Annotated in this window: 17 protein-coding genes; 7 read left to right on the forward strand and 10 right to left on the reverse strand. The window is 72.7% G+C overall.

The features are described from left to right. Positions 1 to 5 precede the first annotated feature (5 nt). Positions 6 to 746 carry a SigE family RNA polymerase sigma factor gene (locus IE275_RS04275; RefSeq protein ID WP_189707675.1) on the forward strand — a complete coding sequence of 247 codons (741 nt, stop codon included), beginning with the start codon at positions 6 to 8 and terminating at the stop codon, positions 744 to 746. A gap of 274 nt (positions 747 to 1020) precedes the next feature. Here IE275_RS04275 and IE275_RS04280 read toward each other — a convergent pair whose 3' ends face one another. Continuing rightward, positions 1021 to 1728, reverse strand: a complete 708-nt coding sequence (locus tag IE275_RS04280; RefSeq protein WP_189707677.1) for a uridine kinase family protein — start codon at positions 1726 to 1728, stop codon at positions 1021 to 1023. 58 nt (positions 1729 to 1786) lie between these two features. Between IE275_RS04280 and IE275_RS04285 the strand changes: the two genes are divergently transcribed. Then, positions 1787 to 2194: a hypothetical protein gene (locus IE275_RS04285; RefSeq protein ID WP_189707679.1), complete on the forward strand. Its 408-nt coding sequence runs from the start codon at positions 1787 to 1789 to the stop codon at positions 2192 to 2194. A 66-nt stretch (positions 2195 to 2260) separates the two neighbouring features. On the opposite strand, the gene IE275_RS04290 is transcribed toward IE275_RS04285, so the two are convergent. From IE275_RS04290 to deoC, 3 genes are read right to left on the reverse strand one after another with little or no spacing between them, the layout of a single operon-like run. Further along, positions 2261 to 3145, reverse strand: coding sequence for an aldehyde dehydrogenase family protein (locus tag IE275_RS04290; RefSeq protein ID WP_189707681.1), 885 nt, complete (start codon positions 3143 to 3145; stop codon positions 2261 to 2263). Continuing rightward, the gene (locus tag IE275_RS04295; RefSeq protein ID WP_189707683.1) at positions 3138 to 4574 is read right to left on the reverse strand and encodes an aldehyde dehydrogenase family protein; all 1437 of its coding nucleotides are present in this window, start codon (positions 4572 to 4574) and stop codon (positions 3138 to 3140) included. The genes IE275_RS04290 and IE275_RS04295 overlap by 8 nt, the downstream gene beginning before the upstream one ends. Before the next feature lie 5 nt (positions 4575 to 4579). Then, the gene (gene deoC, locus IE275_RS04300; protein WP_189708678.1) at positions 4580 to 5533 is read right to left on the reverse strand and encodes a deoxyribose-phosphate aldolase; all 954 of its coding nucleotides are present in this window, start codon (positions 5531 to 5533) and stop codon (positions 4580 to 4582) included. Between the two features lie 123 nt (positions 5534 to 5656). On the opposite strand from deoC, the gene IE275_RS04305 reads away from it, so the two are divergent. Further along, positions 5657 to 6400 (forward strand): PH domain-containing protein, encoded by a 744-nt coding sequence (locus IE275_RS04305; RefSeq protein WP_189707685.1) that lies wholly within the window; start codon positions 5657 to 5659, stop codon positions 6398 to 6400. Between the two features lie 402 nt (positions 6401 to 6802). After that, positions 6803 to 8491 carry a hypothetical protein gene (locus tag IE275_RS04310; protein WP_189707687.1) on the forward strand — a complete coding sequence of 563 codons (1689 nt, stop codon included), beginning with the start codon at positions 6803 to 6805 and terminating at the stop codon, positions 8489 to 8491. Between the two features lie 435 nt (positions 8492 to 8926). Here IE275_RS04310 and IE275_RS04315 read toward each other — a convergent pair whose 3' ends face one another. From IE275_RS04315 to IE275_RS04330, 4 genes are all read right to left on the reverse strand, one after another. Beyond that, a complete protein-coding gene (locus IE275_RS04315; RefSeq protein ID WP_189707689.1) occupies positions 8927 to 10561 on the reverse strand; it encodes a phospho-sugar mutase in 1635 nt (544 codons plus the stop codon). Between the two features lie 78 nt (positions 10562 to 10639). Beyond that, positions 10640 to 11464, reverse strand: coding sequence for a purine-nucleoside phosphorylase (locus tag IE275_RS04320; protein ID WP_189707691.1), 825 nt, complete (start codon positions 11462 to 11464; stop codon positions 10640 to 10642). Between the two features lie 97 nt (positions 11465 to 11561). Next, positions 11562 to 11843 (reverse strand): type II toxin-antitoxin system RelE family toxin, encoded by a 282-nt coding sequence (locus tag IE275_RS04325; RefSeq protein ID WP_189707693.1) that lies wholly within the window; start codon positions 11841 to 11843, stop codon positions 11562 to 11564. Positions 11844 to 11896: 53 nt separating this feature from the next. Further along, complete coding sequence (locus IE275_RS04330; RefSeq protein ID WP_189707695.1) at positions 11897 to 12343, reverse strand: gamma-glutamylcyclotransferase family protein; 447 nt, start codon at positions 12341 to 12343, stop codon at positions 11897 to 11899. Between the two features lie 96 nt (positions 12344 to 12439). On the opposite strand from IE275_RS04330, the gene IE275_RS04335 reads away from it, so the two are divergent. Together IE275_RS04335 and IE275_RS04340 are read left to right on the forward strand one after the other, a co-directional pair. Then, positions 12440 to 13888 (forward strand): NAD(P)H-quinone dehydrogenase, encoded by a 1449-nt coding sequence (locus tag IE275_RS04335; protein ID WP_189707697.1) that lies wholly within the window; start codon positions 12440 to 12442, stop codon positions 13886 to 13888. Between the two features lie 122 nt (positions 13889 to 14010). After that, on the forward strand, positions 14011 to 14976 hold the full coding sequence (locus tag IE275_RS04340; RefSeq protein ID WP_189707699.1) for a DeoR/GlpR family DNA-binding transcription regulator: 966 nt from the start codon (positions 14011 to 14013) through the stop codon (positions 14974 to 14976). Between the two features lie 292 nt (positions 14977 to 15268). On the opposite strand, the gene IE275_RS04345 is transcribed toward IE275_RS04340, so the two are convergent. Continuing rightward, complete coding sequence (locus IE275_RS04345; RefSeq protein ID WP_189707701.1) at positions 15269 to 17041, reverse strand: acetyl/propionyl/methylcrotonyl-CoA carboxylase subunit alpha; 1773 nt, start codon at positions 17039 to 17041, stop codon at positions 15269 to 15271. 374 nt (positions 17042 to 17415) lie between these two features. On the opposite strand from IE275_RS04345, the gene IE275_RS04350 reads away from it, so the two are divergent. Continuing rightward, entirely contained in the window at positions 17416 to 18030 is a 615-nt protein-coding gene (locus IE275_RS04350) for a hypothetical protein (protein ID WP_229870097.1), read from the forward strand. Here IE275_RS04350 and IE275_RS04355 read toward each other — a convergent pair. Then, a complete protein-coding gene (locus IE275_RS04355) occupies positions 17999 to 18604 on the reverse strand; it encodes a Maf family protein (protein ID WP_189707703.1) in 606 nt (201 codons plus the stop codon). The genes IE275_RS04350 and IE275_RS04355 overlap by 32 nt on opposite strands. Between the last annotated feature and the right edge of the window lie 18 nt (positions 18605 to 18622).

Genomic DNA, 18622 nt, shown 5'->3' on the forward strand with positions numbered 1-18622 from the left:
GCGAGATGAACAAGCTGCACGGCCTGAACACCAGCGCAGTGATCACGCGCCTGCACGACGTGCACCGGGGTTCCGAGAAGTCCGGTGTCGTGAACGGGCGGGGGTGCGCTCGCGGCACCGGGCGCCAGCACACCGGGTTCATGACGGTCGTCGACCCGGCCGGGGAACAGGCGGCTCACGGGGGAGCCGCGTACAGGGAGGACACGGGGGAGCGTCGCTCCCTGACCGAGGCGGAGTTCACCGCCTACGTCCAGGAGCGCCGCGCCTCCCTGTACGCCACCGCCTACCACCTCACCGGCGACCGCTTCGAGGCCGAGGACCTGCTCCAGAGCGCGCTGTTCTCGACGTACCGGGCCTGGGACCGGATCAGTGACAAGGCCGCGGTCGGCGGGTACCTCCGCCGGACGATGACCAACCTGCACATCAGCGCGTGGCGCCGCCGCAAGCTGAACGAGTACCCGACCGAGGAGCTGCCGGAGACGCCCGGCGACACGGACGCGATGCGCGGCACCGAGCTGCGCGCGGTCCTGTGGCAGGCGCTGGCCCGGCTGCCCGAACTCCAGCGCACGATGCTGGTCCTGCGCTACTACGAGGGCCGCACGGACCCGGAGATCGCGGAGATCCTCGACATCAGTGTCGGCACGGTGAAGTCCAGCATCTGGCGGTCGCTCCGCCGGCTGCGCGAGGACGAGGTCCTCAGCTTCGGCCGTGACGAGGAGGACGCCTTCGGGGAGCTTGTCGCCTGAGGGTCACGGGGGAAGGGCCCGGCTTCGCTCAGGGAAGCCGGTGAACGGGGGAACAACGGGGGAGCGGTACCGGGGGGACCCGACGGGGGACGTGGGGGAGCGGTACCGCACCGCAAGGGGAAGCACCATCCGGGGGAAGCACGGGGGAAGTACGGGGGAGGCACGGGGGAACGGGGGATGCGGGACTGGAGGGCCGGGGGGTCCGTCCAGTCCCGCTCTCGTGTGTGCCTCGGCGCACGGCGCCCAGCGGGGCGTACCGCGGCGCCTGCCCGGGTTACGCGCTCGTGCGCGCCGCCGGTGCGCCACGGCCCGTCGCGGCGGTCGCCAGCCGGCCCAGCGCCTCGTCCCGGTCGCAGGCGTACGCGCCGAGCGCGCTCTGCCGGGCCACGATGGACCGCTCGGCGCGCATCAGACGCCAGCCGCGGCGCAGCAGGAACGGCACCGACTTGCGGCCCTCCTTCAGATCGCGCAGGAAGCGGCGGCGGAACGTCTTCACCGGGCCGCGGCTCAGACACAGCGCGTCCGCCAGCACGCCCAGCTCACGGCAGCGTTCGACGATCTCGGCGGCGAAGATGCCCTCCGCGATGAACAGCGGGGTCCGCCCGATGTCCACCGCGTCCGTGCCGGTGCGGGCGCTCAGCGAGATGTCGTACACGGGGATGTCGGTGCGGCCCGTGCCGCACAGTTCCACGATCGCGGCGACGGCCGTGTCCGCGTCCCAGGAGCCCGGGTGGTCCCAGTCGATGTCGGTGCTCCCGGCGACCAGCGGCAGCGTCGGGTCGTCGCCCTCCTTGTAGAAGTCGTCGAGCCGCAGCACCGGGAGACCGGAGCGGGCCGCGAGGAGGGACTTGCCGGAGCCGGAAGGGCCGCAGAGCAGCACGACTCGCGTGGGTATGGACGGAGGGGAGGTCACGGGACACCAGTGTGCGGCATCCTCCGGGCCCGTCACGACCCCGCGGGTCGGCTTTGAAGCGCGCGTCACACCTCAACTACCCTTCGTGTCGACCTCATTACCTTGTGCAGCAGAAGGTGGCACCGAGATGGCCCGACACGACTCCTCCCAGACCTTCACCGGCCGGCGCGTCCTCGCCGCCCTCGCGACCGCCGGGGTGGCGCTCGGCGCGGGCGCCGGTACCGCGGCGGCAGCGGGCGGCGAACCGGTCGGCGACGTGCCGGGCACCCGCCCCGCCGCGGCCGGCTCGCTCGACCCGCAGTCCGCGGCACGGGGGGTCCTCGGCTCGCTGCCGTACGTCACCGGCGCCGTCTCGGGCCTCAAGCCCAACCCGCTGGCGGGCACCGGCGTCGACCCCCTCGACAACGGCGTCGGCACCCAGCTCGCCGACTTCAAGCCGCTGACGTCCCAGATGGTCACCGGCCCGGTGGCCCAGGCGCGGTCGATCGGTTCGATCCCCGTGCTGGGGGACGCGACGCAGGTGCTCGGCGACTGAGACCGTCCGCGCACAAGAGCCGCGCCGCCCCCGGACGGAGGGGCGGCGCGGCTCGTTCGTGAGGGCTCAGTACGAGGAGCCCGAGGCGCCCAGCGAACCCGTCGGGTGCCAGACGGTCTTCGTCTCCAGGAACGCCGTCATCCGGTCGATCCCCGGGGTCTCCGCGTAATCCACAGGCTGTGGACGGAGAACGCGCTTGAGGTTGTCGGCCGCCGCGATCTCCAGCTCCTTCGCCAGCACCTCGTCGGCGCCCGCGAGGTCGATCGCGTTGACGTCCTGGTGGGCGGCGAGCGGCGCGGCGATCTCCGCCGTACGGCCGGACAGGACGTTGACGACACCGCCGGGGACGTCGGAGGTGGCGAGCACCTCGCCCAGGGAGAGCGCCGGCAGCGGGGACTTCTCGCTGGCGATCACCACGGCCGTGTTGCCGGTCGCGACGACCGGGGCGACGACCGAGACCAGGCCGAGGAAGGACGACTCCTGCGGCGCGAGCACGGCGACCACGCCGGTCGGCTCGGGCGAGGACAGGTTGAAGTACGGGCCCGCGACCGGGTTTCCGCCGCCCACGACCTGGGCGATCTTGTCCGTCCAGCCCGCGTACCAGACCCAGCGGTCGATCGTGGCGTCCACCACCGCGGCCGCCTTCGACTTCGACAGGCCCTCGGCCTCGGCCACCTCGCGCACGAACTGGTCCCGGCGGCCCTCCAGCATCTCGGCGACGCGGTAGAGGACCTGCCCGCGGTTGTACGCCGTCGCGCCCGACCAGCCGCCGAACGCCTTGCGCGCGGCCACGACCGCGTCCCGGGCGTCCTTACGGCTCGACTGCGGTGCGTTGGCGAGCCAGTTGCCCTTGGAGTCGGTCACCTCGTACACCCGGCCGCTCTCGGAACGCGGGAACTTCCCGCCCACGTACAGCTTGTAGGTCTTGAACACGCTGAGTCGGTCAGACATCGAGGTATGCCTCCAGGCCGTGACGGCCGCCCTCGCGGCCGAAGCCCGACTCCTTGTAGCCGCCGAACGGCGAGGCCGGGTCGAACTTGTTGAACGTGTTGGACCAGACGACGCCGGCCCGGAGCTTGTTCGCCACCGCGAGGATGCGGGAGCCCTTCTCCGTCCAGACGCCCGCCGACAGCCCGTACGGCGTGTTGTTGGCCTTGGCCACGGCCTCGTCCGGGGTGCGGAAGGTGAGGACCGACAGGACCGGGCCGAAGATCTCGTCCCGGGCGACGGTGTGGGCCTGGGTGACGTTCGTGAACAGCGTCGGCGCGAACCAGTAGCCCGCTTCCGGGAGTTCGCAGGCCGGGGACCAGCGCTCGGCGCCCTCCGCCTCGCCCCGCTCGACGAGCGAGGTGATCCGGGAGAGCTGCTCCTCGGAGTTGATCGCGCCGATGTCCGTGTTCTTGTCCAGCGGGTCGCCCAGGCGCAGCGTCGACAGCCGGCGCTTCAGGGACGCCAGCAGCTCGTCCTGGACCGACTCCTGGACCAGCAGGCGGCTGCCGGCGCAGCAGACCTGGCCCTGGTTGAAGAAGATGCCGTTGACGATGCCCTCGACGGCCTGGTCGATCGGCGCGTCGTCGAAGACGATGTTGGCGCCCTTGCCGCCCAGTTCGAGGGTGAGCTTCTTCCGGCTGCCCGCGACCGTCTTCGCGATCGCCTTGCCGACGGCCGTGGAGCCGGTGAAGGCCACCTTGTTCACGTCCGGGTGCGCGACGAGCGCGGCGCCGGCGTCGCCGTAGCCGGTCAGGATGTTGACGACACCCTTGGGCAGGCCCGCCTGGCGGCAGACGTCCGCGAAGAACAGGGCGCTCAGCGGAGTGGTCTCGGCCGGCTTCAGGACGACCGTGTTGCCGGTCGCGAGGGCCGGGGCGATCTTCCACGCCAGCATGAGGAGGGGGAAGTTCCAGGGGATGACCTGGCCGGCCACACCGAGGGGCCTCGGCTCCGCGCCGAAGCCCGCGTGGCCGAGCTTGTCGGCCCAGCCCGCGTAGTAGAAGAAGTGCGCGGCGACCAGGGGCAGGTCGGCGTCGCGCGTCTCCCTGATCGGCTTGCCGTTGTCCAGCGTCTCCAGGACGGCCAGCTCACGGCTGCGCTCCTGGATGATCCGGGCGATGCGGAAGAGGTACTTCGCGCGCTCGGCGCCGGGCAGCGCGGACCACTTCTCGAAGGCCCTGCGGGCCGCCTTCACCGCGCGGTCGACGTCCGCCTCGCCCGCCTGGGCGATCTCGGAGAGGACCTCCTCGGTGGACGGCGAGACCGTCTTGAAGACCTTGCCGTCGGCCGCCTCCACGAACTCGCCGTCGATGAAGAGGCCGTAGGAGGGGGCGATGTCGACGACCGAGCGGGACTCGGGCGCCGGTGCGTACTCAAATACGGAAGCCATGGTGATCAGTCCACCGTCACGTAGTCGGGGCCGGAGTAGCGGCCGGTGGCCAGCTTCTGACGCTGCATCAGCAGGTCGTTCAGGAGCGAGGAGGCGCCGAAGCGGAACCAGTGGTTGTCCAGCCAGTCCTCGCCCGCGGTCTCGTTGACCAGCACGAGGAACTTGATCGCGTCCTTGCTGGTGCGGATGCCGCCGGCGGGCTTCACACCGACCTGGACACCGGTCTGGGCGCGGAAGTCGCGGACGGCCTCCAGCATGAGGAGGGTGTTGGCCGGGGTGGCGTTGACGGCGACCTTGCCCGTCGACGTCTTGATGAAGTCGGCCCCCGCGAGCATGCCGAGCCAGCTGGCGCGGCGGATGTTGTCGTAGGTCGACAGCTCGCCGGTCTCGAAGATGACCTTCAGACGGGCCGCGCCCGAGGCCTCCCTCACGGCGACGATCTCGTCGTACACCTTCAGATAGTCGCCCGCGAGGAACGCCCCGCGATCGATGACCATGTCGATCTCGTCGGCGCCCGCCGCGACCGCGTCGCGCACGTCCGCCAGCTTCACGGAGAGGGCGGCGCGGCCCGCGGGGAAGGCGGTGGCGACCGAGGCGACCTTCACCCCGGAGCCGGCCACGGCCTGCTTGGCCACGGCCACCATGTCCGGGTAGACGCAGACCGCGGCCGTGGTGGGCGTCGTCCGGTCGGTCGGGTCGGGGAGGGCCGCCTTCGCGCCGAGCGCCCGGACCTTGCCCGGGGTGTCCGCGCCTTCCAGCGTCGTCAGATCGACCATCGAGATGGCGAGGTCGATGGCGTACGCCTTCGCGGTCGTCTTGATGGAACGGGTGCCGAGCGACGCGGCGCGTGCCTCCAGGCCGACCGCGTCGACGCCGGGCAGCCCGTGGAGGAAGCGACGCAGCGTGCTGCCGGACGAGGTCACGTCCGCGAGGGCTGCGGTGGGTGCATTGGTGGGCATGGTCACCAGACGAGCATATCTACGCGCGTAGCGGATGTATAGCCCGGAGCACGGATCCGTGCTCATCGCGAGGAGCGGGGCTGCGGATGAGCGCGGGCGGAGCCGTCGGGCAGAATCGGGGCCATGACGACCCCGGAAGACCAGTCACCCGCGCCGCGGCCTTCGGCCCCCGAGACCAAGGACCGCATCTACCGGTCGCCCGCGGCCCTCGTGGGCGGCGTGCTGCTGCTCGGCCTCATCGGCTGGCTCGGCATCGACGCGATCGTGGCGGGCGAGGGGCGGACGCCCTGGCTGGCGCTCGCCGCCCTGATCCTGCTGGTGCCGCTGGTCGTCGCCTTCACCCTGCGGCCCGCCGTGTACGCGGGCCAGGACCGGCTGCGGGTGCGCAACCCCTTCCGCGTGATCGTGCTGCCCTGGGGCCAGATCGCCGGCCTGCGGTCCGGCTACTCCAACGAGGTCGTCGCCAAGAGCGGCAAGAAGTACCAGCTGTGGTCCATCCCCGTCTCGCTGCGCGCCCGGAAGAAGGCGACCCGCCGGGAGGCCCGGGCCCGGGCCGAGCAGGCAGCGGAACGCGAGGGCCGCGGCGGCGGCCGGGGCGGCCGTGGGCTCGGCGGCTTCGGCGGCTTCGGCGGGGCCGGCGGAGGGCTCTCCGGCGGGCGGCCGGGAGGGCTCTCGGGGCGCGCCGCGGCCGACGGGCCGGTGCGGGCCGAGACCGACCAGGTCATGGACGAGGTGCGTCAGCTGTGGGAGGCCCGCGAGAAGGAGGAGAGCGCGCAGGGCGAGGTGAGCGTGCGGTGGGCCTGGGAGATCGTGGGGCCCGCGGTCGCGGGTGCGGTGGTGCTGGGGATTCTGCTGATCGTGGGGTGACGCGGCCGGGGGCGGGGCCTCGGGTTGCGCGGCTGGGGCGGCCGGGGCGGCTGGGCTGAGGCGGCTTGGGGCGGGCGCCCCGGGTGAAGGGGCCGAGGGCGCGTCTCTCGGGGTGGGCCGGCCGGGAGTGGTCGCACGGGGGTGGGGCGCCTGGGCTGAGGCGGTTTTGGGCTGGGCGTTCGGGGTGACGCGGCCGGGGGCGGGGCCCTCGGGGTGACGTGGCCGGGGGCTGTCGTCCGGGGGTGAGGTGGCCGAGGGGGCCGTGACCTGGTCCGTCGGGGGACCGGCGGTTGTGGAACCGTTGCCGGGCCGTTGCTCCAGGACACAGAGTTCTGGGTCATCATCGGCTGCACGCCCCGGCCGTGACGGCACTTCCCGGGGCCGGTGATTCTGGGAGAAGCGATGAGTACGGGTTCTGGTGGGGTGCTGCGGCTGCCCGCCGCCGCGATACCCGAGGGGTGCCGGCCGTGGGACGGCGAGGACGCCCGGCAGTGGGCGCGGGCGCTGCCGCCGCGCGGGGTCCCGGTACGGGCGCAGACGTGGATGTTCCTCGGCCTGCCGCTGATGGCGGTGGGCGGGGCGGGGCTGCTGGGCGAGTCCACCGGGCTGCCCGCCTGGGGCGCCGCGCTGGCCGCCCTGCCCGTCGTATGGGCGGTCCTGCGGCCCGAGGCGGCGCGGATCCTCGCCCCGGTCGCGGTGGTCGTGGTCCTCGTCCTCGGGGGTGTGCCGTGGGCGCCGCGGCTGGGGCTCGCGGCGGCCCTGACGGTCCTGTGGGCACTCGCCCTGCTGCGGCTGGCCGCGCAGGGTCCGCAGCGGGAGGCGGCGCTGGCCGCCGCCCAAGGCGTGACCGTCCCCCTGCCCGAGGCGGCGGGCGGACGGCCGGAGCGAGGGACGTTCCTGTTCGGGTGGGGGCTCGTCGTGGCCGTGGCGGGCGGCGCGGTGTACGCCACCGCGGGCCTCTGGGACACGCCCGGCGACCGGCAGGGGGCCCCGGCCGCGGGCTGGTGCCTGGCCGGGCTCGGACTGACCGTTCTGCTCACGGCCGCACTGGCACGGCATCGCGCGGCGGGGCTGCGCGGGGCGCCGGTGCCCGTGCTGCGGGTACTGGTGCGCGAGAACGCCGACGTCGACACCGAGGTCTACGCCGCCGACGACGTGACCGCGCGGCGGCCGCTGTTCACGGTCGCGACGCGGGAACTCGACGAGGACGGGGATGACGGCGACGACGGGGACGACGGGGACGACGAGGACACCTCCGATGACGCCGACGACGAGCAAGAGCTGAGGGACCTGCTCGACCGGATCGACGAGGAGCGGACCGGCCCCCTGCGCGAGGCCGTCCTGTACGGCGTGCCCCACGACGGTGCCGAGGTCGTGTTCCTCGCCGCGGCGGAGGAGGACGGCGAGCCGCCCGTGGTGGAGGTGGGGGTGGGGTCCGTCCGGCCGGTGACCGAGTGGACCCTCCGCCGGCGGGACGCCAAGCGCAGGAGCGGCGAGGCGCGGGAGGCCGGCTACGAGGAGCGCCGCCTGGCCGCCGCCGACCGGGTGCGCGACGAGACGGCGTCGGGGGCCGTGAAGATACGGCGGTGGCGTGCCGGGTGGCCGGACTGGCTCGCGGTCCTGGTGGCGCTGGCGTACGCCGCCCACTTCTGGGAGGACACCGGTTGGTGGCGCTACTTCTTCGGTTTCGGGCTGACGCTGATCGCCGCGCTGCTGCTGCCGCGCCGGCTGGCCTGGCGGGTCACCGCCGACAGCGAGGGGCTGTGGTTCAACGGTTTCCGCGAGGCCCGGCAGCTGCCCTGGGACCAGATCCGGGTCGTGCGCACCTCGGGCGCCGAGCTGAAGGTGGACGCCAAGCGGGCGTCCTTCGATGAGTGGACCGTCCACACGCCCCGCTGGCGCTGGCTGGAGCGCCGGCTGGGCGTGATGCACCCGTACGAGCGAACGGCCGCCGAGATCACCGCGATGTGGCGGAACCCGGAGCTGCGCCCGCTGGGCGTGAGCGACGCCCGGCAGCGGGGGCGGGCGGTGTGGCCGCTCGGGGTGGTCATCGGGGTGGTGGGGGCGGCGGCGGTGACTTTTCTGCCGTAGACGCTGGTGGGCAGGATTTCGCTCGCATACGGGGTGAGGCCGCCCCGGCGTCCGATGCCCGTCCCTCCGTACCTTCACGTCCGAGTGCCCTGGCGCTCGGGTGACCCGGTGACCGGGCGGGGTTCGGTCCGTCGTCAGCCCACCACGGGCTGAGGCGCTTCGCCGCCCGGGACCCGACACGGGGCGGCGCGACCGTCACCGGTGCGCCACCCCGTGTCCGGCTCGATCCCGGCGTCCCGCCCGACATGAGCCAGGGGGCTGCGGGACACCGTGCGACGGGCACGCTCAGGGGGGAAGGCGAGCGCGCTCCGCACTGCCCGTCCAGGATCCGGCGTCCGGCGCCCGGCCGGACGTCCGAGGAGCGTGCGAGGGCCCAACTCCACGTGAATCAAGGGACACGTGACCACGGTCGGGCCACCCGCACGGCGGTACGACTCAGAGCCCGGCCGCGGCCGCCAGATCCCGCTTGATCGCCGCGAGCAGGTCCTCCGCCCGGGCCCGGGCGGCCGGCAGGTCGGCGTGGGCCGCGACCGGGACCACGACCTCCAGGTAGCACTTCAGCTTGGGCTCGGTGCCGCTGGGGCGGACGATGACACGGGCGCCGTCGAGGGTGTAGCGCAGGCCGTCGGTGGGCGGGAGCGTGTCGGTGCCCCGGGTGAGGTCCTCGGCGCGGGTGATGGCGAGGCCCGCGAGCGAGGTCGGGGGCACGGTGCGCAGCCGCTCCATGGCGTCGGCGATGACGGACAGGTCGTCCACCCGGACCGACAGCTGGTCGGTGGCGTGCAGCCCGTGCTCCACGGCGAGGTCGTCGAGGAGGTCGAGGAGGGTGCGGCCCTCCTCCTTCAGCACCGACGCCAGCTCGGTGATGAGCAGGGCGGCGGTGATGCCGTCCTTGTCGCGCACACCCTCGGGGTCGACGCAGTAGCCGAGGGCCTCCTCGTAGCCGTAGCGCAGACCGTCGACGCGGGCGATCCACTTGAAACCGGTGAGGGTCTCCTCGTACGGCAGTCCCGCCTTCTCGGCGATCCGGCCGAGGAGGGAGGAGGAGACGATCGACTCGGCGAAGGTGCCGCGCGCGCCCCGGGCGACCAGGTGCGCGGCGAGCAGGGAGCCGACCTCGTCGCCGCGGAGCATCCGCCAGGCGCCGTCGCGGTCCTTGACGGCCGCGGCGCAGCGGTCGGCGTCCGGGTCGTTGGCGATGATCAGGTCGGGGTCGGTCGCACGGGCCCGCGCGAAGGCGAGGTCCATCGCGCCCGGCTCCTCCGGGTTGGGGAAGGCGACGGTCGGGAAGTCGGGGTCGGGCTCGGCCTGTTCGGCGACGAGCACGGGCTCCGGGAAGCCGGCCCGGGCGAAGGCGGCGAGCAGCACGTCCTTGCCGACACCGTGCATCGCCGTGTAGACGGTGCGGGCGCCGCGCGGGGAGCCGGCGGAGAGGACGGCGTCGGTCCGGGCGAGGTAGGCGTCCAGGACGGAGTCGTCGAGGGTCTCCCAGCCGCTGTCCGGCCGGGGCACGTCGGCGAGGCCGCGGACCGCGGCGATCTCGGCGGCGATCTCGGCGTCGGCGGGCGGCACGATCTGCGAGCCGTCGCCCAGGTAGACCTTGTAGCCGTTGTCCCGGGGCGGGTTGTGACTGGCGGTGACCTCGACTCCGGCGACCGCGCCGAGGTGCCTTATGGCGTAGGCGAGGACGGGCGTCGGCAGGGGGCGGGGCAGGACGGCCGCACGCAGCCCGGCACCGGTCATCACGGCGGCGGTGTCACGGGCGAACTCGGCCGACATGTGACGGGCGTCGTAGCCGATCACGACGAGCCCGCCGCGCTGCCCCTTGCCGTCGAGGTACGCGGCCAGTCCGGCGGCGGCGCGGATGACGACGGAGCGGTTCATGCGCATCGGCCCGGCGCCCAGCTCGCCGCGCAGGCCGGCCGTGCCGAACTGAAGGGTGCCGCCGAACCGCGCGGCCAGCTCCTTGACGTCCCCCGCCTCGATGAGCTGGGCCAGCTCCGCGCGGGTCTGCGGGTCGGGGTCCTCGGCGAGCCAGGCGTCGGCCTGTGCGAAGAGATCGTCGTGCACGTCCGGGTCAACCTCTCGTGTGGGGTCGTGACTGTGCCGGGGCCGGGGGGCCGGGAGCCCCCCGGTACGGCGGCCGGTCTACAGGCGGCCCAGCACCTGCGCGAGCAGGGAGCCCATCCGGGTGGCGCTGTCGCGCCCCGCCTGGAGGACCTCCTCGTGGTTCAGCGGCTCACCGGTCATGCCCGCCGCCAGGTTCGTCACCAGGGAGATGCCGAGCACCTCCGCGCCGGCCTCACGCGCCGCGATGGCCTCCAGCACCGTGGACATGCCGACGAGGTCCGCGCCGATCACCCGGGCCATGCGGATCTCGGCCGGGGTCTCGTAGTGCGGGCCGGGGAACTGGGCGTAGACGCCCTCCTCCAGCGTGGGGTCGATCTCCTTGCACAGGGCGCGCAGCCGCGGCGAGTACAGGTCCGTGAGGTCGACGAAGTTCGCGCCGACGATCGGGGAGGTCGCCGTGAGGTTGATGTGGTCGCTGATCAGGACCGGCTGCCCGGGGCGCATGCCCTCGCGCAGACCGCCGCAGCCGTTGGTCAGGACGATGGTCTTGCAGCCCGCCGAGACGGCCGTACGGACGCCGTGCGCGACCGCGGCGACCCCGCGCCCCTCGTAGAAGTGGGTGCGGCCGAGGAAGACGAGGGCACGCTTCTCGCCGATCCGGTACGAGCGGATCGTGCCGCCGTGGCCCTCGACCGCCGGCGGCGGGAAGCCGGGCAGCTCGGTGACCTGGAACTCGGCGTCGGGAGCGCCCAGGGCGTCCACGGCCGGAGCCCAGCCGGAGCCCATCACGAGGGCGACGTCGTGGGTCTCGGCGCCGGTCAGTTCGCGCAGGCGCGCGGCCGCGGCGTCAGCGGCGCTGTGGGGGTCGCCCTGGATGTCGTCCGGGAGAAGAGATGCGTTCACGCGGATGAGCCTAGCCGGTCAATGCCTACGCGCGTAGATGACAGAGCCCACGGGAAAGGGATCGTTGTCTTGTCGTTTCCAACGAGGGCCGCGGCGATCACTCGCCGGTGACGTAGATGTCCTTGTCGTTGAAGACCATGACGACGAAGATCAGCAGTCGTCCCACGCTGACCGTGTACTCGATGAGGATGTTCTGCGTCAGCCGGATCGTCCGGTCGTCCCCCGTGGAGCTTATGGGCCGGGACAGCTCGGGAAACGGGTCGTCGGTGAGCATCGTGATGCCCTTGTCGAACGCGGCGCGCTGCGGTCCGTCGAGCTCGTCGCGCACCACCGCGGCCTGCTCGGTGTAATAGACCGTGTAGGCGGTCCTCCCGGCCATCCTGTCCTCCCGCTGGTGCGTCGATCCGGGGCCGATTCTACGGACGGGTGCCTTCAGCAGGGCCGCTTCCGCAGCTCCATCACGTAATCGTGTGGTGCCCCCGCGGACTCGGCGGCATCCGCGATCTCACCCAGGTATCGCGCCGACGGCAGCCCGCCCTCGTACCCGTTGAGCACGTACACCCAGGCGGACGTCTCGCCGTCCAGCGTGTGCACCCGCATCCGCAGCCGCCGGTAGATGCCGAGGCCCACGCCCTCCCACCGGTCCAGGGACTCCTCGTCCATGGGCGCGAGGTCGTACAGCGCGACGAAGACCTGTGCGGCGGGGTCCTCGGGGCATTCGACGACCGTCGCCAGCGCGCCCTCCCAGCCGAGCTGCTCGCCGCCGAAGGTAAGCCGCCAGCCGTTCAGCCAGCCCGTCGCGCGCAGCGGCGAGTGCGGGGCGCGGCGGGTCATCAGCCGCGCGTCGAGGTTGCCGGCGTACGCGGCGTAGAGCGACATGGAAGGAGGGTACGGCAGCCCGCCCACGTGTCACTCCCGTAACGGAGACGGCCCGCCCGGCCCCCGGACGCGTACCACCCCGCCCCGTGCGGGACAATGGAGTACGTGACTCGGATCGTGATCATCGGTGGCGGACCCGGCGGCTATGAAGCGGCGCTCGTGGCGGCGCAGCTCGGCGCGGAGGTGACCGTCGTCGACTGCGACGGTCTGGGCGGAGCGTCGGTGCTGACCGACTGCGTGCCGTCGAAGACCCTGATCGCCACGGCAGAGGTGATGACCACCTTCGACTCCTCGTACGAGGAGCTGGGGATCATCGTCGCCGACGACACCCCGCCGCTGGAGCAGGCGGCCCGGGTCGTCGGGGTGGACCTCGGCAAGGTCAACCGACGGGTGAAGCGCCTCGCGCTCGCCCAGTCGCACGACATCACCGCCTCCGTCACCCGCGCCGGCGCCCGGGTGCTGCGCGGCCGCGCCCGGCTGGAGGGCATGCAGGCCCTCGACGGCTCCCGCAAGGTCGTGGTCGCCGCCGCCGACGGCACCCAGGAGACCCTCACCGCCGACGCCGTCCTGATCGCCACCGGCGGCCACCCGCGCGAGCTGCCGGACGCCCAGCCCGACGGCGAGCGCATCCTCAACTGGACCCAGGTCTACGACCTCGCCGAGCTCCCCGAGGAACTCATCGTGGTCGGCTCCGGTGTCACCGGTGCCGAGTTCGCCGGCGCCTACCAGGCCCTCGGTTCCAAGGTCACCCTGGTCTCCTCCCGCGACCGCGTGCTGCCCGGCGAGGACCCGGACGCCGCCGCCGTCCTCGAGGACGTCTTCCGCCGCCGCGGCATGAACGTCATGGCCCGCTCCCGCGCCGAGTCCGCCAAGCGGGTCGGCGACCGGGTCGAGGTCACCCTCGCCGACGGGCGGGTCATCAGCGGCTCGCACTGCCTGATGGCCGTCGGCGCCATCCCCAACAGCGAGGGCCTGGGCCTGGAGGAGGCGGGCGTCAGGGTCCGCGAGTCCGGTCACATCTGGACCGACAAGGTGTCCCGCACGACCGCCCCCGGCGTCTACGCGGCCGGTGACGTGACCGGAGTGTTCGCGCTCGCGTCCGTCGCCGCCATGCAGGGGCGCATCGCCATGTACCACTTCCTCGGCGACGCGGTGGCCCCGCTCAACCTCAAGACGGTCTCCTCCAACGTCTTCACCGACCCCGAGATCGCCACCGTCGGCTACAGCCAGGCAGACGTCGACGCCGGAAAGATCGACGCCCGCGTGGTCAAGCTGCCGCTGCTGCGCAACCCGCGCGCCAAGATGCAGGGCATCCGCGACGGCTTCGTCAAGATCTTCTGCCGTCCGGGCACGGGCATCGTCGTCGGCGGTGTGGTCGTCTCGCCGCGCGCCTCGGAACTGATCCACCCCATCTCGATCGCTGTCGACAACAATCTGACGGTCGAACAGATCGCGAACGCGTTCACCGTGTACCCGTCCCTTTCGGGGTCGATCGCCGAGGTGGCACGGCAGTTGCACACGCGCAAGACGGCGGGGGAGGCCTGACCGGAGGCCCGGAACACCGAAATCGGGGCTCTATACCACTCTCCGTGCCCCTGTGCGAACAACTTCTACTATTCGGCGCAAAGAGCTGAAAGCAGACGGTCGCCCGCGTTACTGTCAGTTTCGTGTTCGCTGCAGAACGTCGCCAATTGATCCTCGAAATGGTGCGAGCGAACGGGGCCGTGTCGCTCCGTGAGCTCGCCCGCGTCGTCCAGACCTCCGAAGTGACCGTACGGCGGGACGTGCGCGCACTGGAGGCAGAAGGACTCCTCGACCGCCGGCACGGCGGTGCGGTATTGCCGGGCGGGTTCACGCGGGAGTCCGGCTTTCCGCAGAAATCCCATCTCGCGACCGCCGAAAAGACCGCAATCGCGGACCTCGCCGCGAACTTCGTCGAAGAGGGCGAGGCCATTGTGGTCGGGGCGGGCACCACCACCCAGGAGCTGGCCCGCCGGCTCGCCCGGGTGCCCGGGCTGACCGTCGTCACCAACTCCCTGCTCGTGGCCCAGGCCCTGGCCCACGCCAACAGGGTCGAGGTCGTGATGACGGGCGGCACCCTGCGCGGCTCCAACTACGCCCTGGTGGGCAGCGGGGCCGAACAGTCCCTCCAGGGGCTCAGGGTCTCCCGCGCCTTCCTCTCCGGAAGCGGGCTCACCGCCGAGCGCGGACTGTCCACGTCCAACATGCTCTCGGCCTCCGTGGACCGGGCGCTGGTGCAGGCGGCCGCCGAGGTCGTCGTCCTCGCCGACCACACCAAGCTCGGCACCGACACCATGTTCCAGACCGTGCCCACGGACCTCATCACCCGGCTCATCACCGACGAGCCGCCCGCCCACGACGACCGCGCCGCCACCGAGCTCCAGGCGCTCGCGGACCAGGGGGTGCAGATCGCCGTGGCCGGGGCATCGGGCAGCTCGGGGGGTGACGCGGTCCCGGCGCGCCCCCAGCAGCAGCGTCGGGACGTACCTCTGCCGGCCCCGCGCCGGGGCCAGGTCCCGGGTGCCGCGGCGGGCCTGCGCGCGGCCGCGGTCCTGGGTGAACAGCCGCCCGGCGCCGAGCGCGCCCGGGTCGCGGACCTCCGCCGCCGCTGAGCCGTCCCGGCGGGGGCGGGGTCGCGGCTCGTGCCGGGTGCCGGGCCGGCGGGAGCGGTGCGGTGGCTCGGCGAGATCGCCGGGCCGGCGGCCGAGGTGTCGTGGCTCGGGTCCTTGCACCCGTGAGCCCCGGCCGAGGCGTCGGCCCTCACACGGGGTGCGCCCAGGTGCTGGGCGCGCCTTCTCCTTCGGTGCGGCCTTCGGCCGGGTCGAACGGCACGCCGGGAACGCGAAGCGCCCGGCGGATTCGTCGATCCCGTCCGCCGGGCGCCTCGCTCTGTACTGCGGGACGTCAGTCCTTGATCTCGCAGATCACCGCGCCGGAGGTCAGGGACGCGCCCACCTCCGCCGACAGGCCCTTGACGGTGCCGGAACGGTGCGCGTTCAGCGGCTGCTCCATCTTCATGGCCTCCAGGACGACGACCAGGTCGCCCTCCTTGACCTCCTGGCCCTCCTCGACCGCGACCTTGACGATCGTGCCCTGCATCGGGGAGGCGAGGGTGTCGCCGGAGGCGACGGGACCGGACTTCTTGGCCGCGCGGCGCTTGGGCTTGGCGCCCGCCGCGAGGCCCGTCCGGGCCAGGGACATACCGAGCGAGGACGGGAGGGAGACCTCCAGCCGCTTGCCGCCGACCTCGACGACGATCGTCTCGCGGTCCGTGTCGTCCTCGGCCTCGGCGTCGGCCGGGGCGGCGAAGGCGGGGATCTCGTTGACGAACTCGGTCTCGATCCAGCGCGTGTGGACCGTGAACGGCTCCGCGCTGCCCGTCAGCTCGGGGGCGAACGCCGGGTCCTTCACCACCGCGCGGTGGAACGGGATGGCCGTGGCCATGCCCTCGACCTGGAACTCCTCCAGCGCACGGGCCGCCCGCTGGAGCGCCTGCTCACGGGTGGCGCCGGTGACGATCAGCTTCGCCAGCAGCGAGTCCCACGCCGGGCCGATGACCGACCCGGACTCCACGCCCGCGTCCAGTCGCACACCCGGGCCGGACGGCGCGGCGAACGAGGTGACGGTGCCGGGGGCCGGGAGGAAGTTGCGGCCCGGGTCCTCGCCGTTGATGCGGAACTCGAAGGAATGGCCGCGCAGCTCCGGGTCGCCGTAGCCGAGCTCCTCGCCGTCGGCGATACGGAACATCTCGCGGACGAGGTCGATGCCGGCGACCTCCTCGGTCACCGGGTGCTCGACCTGGAGACGCGTGTTGACCTCCAGGAAGGAGATCGTGCCGTCCACACCGACGAGGAACTCCACCGTGCCGGCGCCGACGTAGCCGGCCTCCTTCAGGATGGCCTTCGAGGAGGAGTACAGCTCGGCGACCTGCGCCTCGGAGAGGAACGGCGCCGGGGCCTCCTCGACCAGCTTCTGGTGGCGGCGCTGGAGGGAGCAGTCACGGGTGGAGACGACCACCACGTTGCCGTGGCGGTCGGCCAGGCACTGCGTCTCCACGTGACGCGGCTTGTCGAGGTAGCGCTCGACGAAGCACTCGCCCCGGCCGAAGGCGGCGACCGCCTCGCGGACCGCGGACTCGTACAGCTCCGGGACCTCTTCCAGCGTCCGGGCGACCTTCAGACCGCGGCCGCCACCGCCGAAGGCGGCCTTGATCGCGATCGGCAGACCGTGCTGCTCGGCGAAGGCGACGACCTCCTCCGCGCCGGAGACCGGGTCGGGGGTGCCGGCCACCAGCGGCGCGCCGGCGCGCTGGGCGATGTGCCGGGCGGCCACCTTGTCGCCGAGGTCGCGGATGGCCTGCGGCGGCGGGCCGATCCAGATCAGGTCCGCGTCCAGGACCGCCTGAGCGAAGTCGGCGTTCTCGGACAGGAAGCCGTACCCCGGGTGGACGGCGTCGGCGCCGGATTCGCGCGCCGCGTTGAGCACCTTCTCCATGTCCAGGTAACTGGTCGCCGGAGTGTCACCGCCCAGGGCGAACGCCTCATCCGCGGCGCGGACATGCAGAGCGTCCCGGTCCGGGTCGGCGTACACGGCCACGCTCGCGATACCGGCATCCCGGCATGCCCGGGCCACGCGGACTGCGATTTCGCCACGGTTGGCGATGAGCACCTTGCGCACGATTGAGGCTCCCTCCTTGAAACAAGCCGAGTTTAGGGACTGCCGACACGGGACTTCGACCCGTCCCCAAAGGTGAGCTTGCCCACACGGAGCGTGATGCGAGGCTCACGCGACCGCGAAATCCCTTGTAGTACCGCCGTACGCAGCACTCCTCCCGGCAACCCTAGCCCTCTGATGTGGTCAAGGTCTCTGTGAGAGCGTGCTGCGGCCCACTCCGTTTCTTTGTGGAGTCCCTACGAATGGCCCAACGATTCTTTGCCGCCCGCAGAACCCTTGTCCCGGGGTTTACCCGTTAGTAGCGTTCACGATGTCTCGAACGTACTAGGGGTAACCGCAGTCTTGCTCGGGCGGCAGTCGAAAGTGGGTGGGGGCCGGTGGTCCGTAGACCGGTGGCATGGATCGTGGCGATCGTGCTGTTCGCGGAGGCGCTCGGCATCGCCGCGCTGAACTGGTTCATGGGCGTGGTCGTGGACCGCCAGGACATGTCCCTGGCCGGCCTGGACCCGGACGTGATGTCGACGTCCTCGAAGGCCGGCGGGGTCGTCTTCGGGCTCTACTTCGCCTTCTGCGGCCTGGTCGCCCTGCTGGTGGCCCTGCGCAACCGGCCGCCGGCCGGCTTCGGCCGCGTCCTGCTGATCAGCGTGGCCGTGGTGCACGGCCTGCTGGGCGCGGTCGCCTGGGGACTGCTGGGTGTGCCGCAGTTCCTGTTCATGGTCGTGATGCTCACCCTGATCGTGCTGCTCCTGATGACGTACGACGCCCAGGCGCGGCCCGCGGCCGGACAGCCGGGGCCCTCAGAGGGCTCTCAGGGCCCGGACGGCGCGGCGGCGACCGCCCAGGGCCCGAAGGGCGAGCCGGCCCCGGACGAGGGCGTCACGGGCGCCACGGGCGTCACGGGCAAGGGAGTGCCGCCCCAGGGGCCGGCCGAGGGGCCCAGGGACGCCGGGCCCACCGTCGTCAGTGCTCCGCCGGGGCCCACAACTCCGTGATGTTCACACCCAGTTGCGCCAGCAGCTTGCGGACCAGGGGCAGGCTGATGCCGATCACGTTGCCGTGGTCGCCGTCGATGCCGTCGATGAAGGGCGCCGAGCGGCCGTCGAGGGTGAACGCGCCCGCGACGTGGAGCGGCTCGCCCGAGGCGACGTAGGCGGCGATCTCCTCGTCCGTCGGCTCGCCGAAGCGCACCACCGTGGAGGCGGTCGCCGAGACGTACCGGCCGCTGAGCGTGTCGTAGACGCAGTGCCCGGTCTGGAGGGTGCCCGCGCGGCCGCGCATCGCCTTCCAGCGCGCCGTGGCCTCCTCGGCGTCCGCCGGCTTGCCCAGCGCCTGGCCGTCCAGGTCGAGGACCGAGTCGCAGCCGATCACCAGGGCGCCCTTGACCGCGGGCTTCGCGGCCACGACGGAGGCCTTCGCCTCGGCGAGCGCGAGCGCCAGGTCGGCGGGTGTCGAGGCGGTGACGGCGTCCTCGTCGACTCCGCTGACGATCACCTCGGGGGTGAGGCCGGCCTGGCGCAGCAGGTTCAGTCGGGCGGGGGACTGGGAGGCGAGGACGAGTCGGCGCATGCGGTCAGGGTAGCGCCG

It is taken from the genome of Streptomyces phaeofaciens, assembly GCF_014648915.1.
Lineage (GTDB): Bacteria > Actinomycetota > Actinomycetes > Streptomycetales > Streptomycetaceae > Streptomyces > Streptomyces phaeofaciens.

What these genes read in the sequence shown, in the direction of transcription:
- IE275_RS04275 (WP_189707675.1), top strand. Translation starts at nt 6, where the DNA reads ATGAACAAGCTGCACGGCCTGAACACCAGCGCAGTGATCACGCGCCTG.
- IE275_RS04285 (WP_189707679.1), top strand. Translation starts at nt 1,787, where the DNA reads ATGGCCCGACACGACTCCTCCCAGACCTTCACCGGCCGGCGCGTCCTC.
- IE275_RS04290 (WP_189707681.1), bottom strand. Translation starts at nt 3,145, where the DNA reads ATGTCTGACCGACTCAGCGTGTTCAAGACCTACAAGCTGTACGTGGGC.
- IE275_RS04295 (WP_189707683.1), bottom strand. Translation starts at nt 4,574, where the DNA reads ATGGCTTCCGTATTTGAGTACGCACCGGCGCCCGAGTCCCGCTCGGTC.
- deoC (WP_189708678.1), bottom strand. Translation starts at nt 5,533, where the DNA reads ATGCCCACCAATGCACCCACCGCAGCCCTCGCGGACGTGACCTCGTCC.
- IE275_RS04305 (WP_189707685.1), top strand. Translation starts at nt 5,657, where the DNA reads ATGACGACCCCGGAAGACCAGTCACCCGCGCCGCGGCCTTCGGCCCCC.
- IE275_RS04310 (WP_189707687.1), top strand. Translation starts at nt 6,803, where the DNA reads ATGAGTACGGGTTCTGGTGGGGTGCTGCGGCTGCCCGCCGCCGCGATA.
- IE275_RS04325 (WP_189707693.1), bottom strand. Translation starts at nt 11,843, where the DNA reads ATGGCCGGGAGGACCGCCTACACGGTCTATTACACCGAGCAGGCCGCG.
- IE275_RS04330 (WP_189707695.1), bottom strand. Translation starts at nt 12,343, where the DNA reads ATGTCGCTCTACGCCGCGTACGCCGGCAACCTCGACGCGCGGCTGATG.
- IE275_RS04335 (WP_189707697.1), top strand. Translation starts at nt 12,440, where the DNA reads ATGGAGTACGTGACTCGGATCGTGATCATCGGTGGCGGACCCGGCGGC.
- IE275_RS04355 (WP_189707703.1), bottom strand. Translation starts at nt 18,604, where the DNA reads ATGCGCCGACTCGTCCTCGCCTCCCAGTCCCCCGCCCGACTGAACCTG.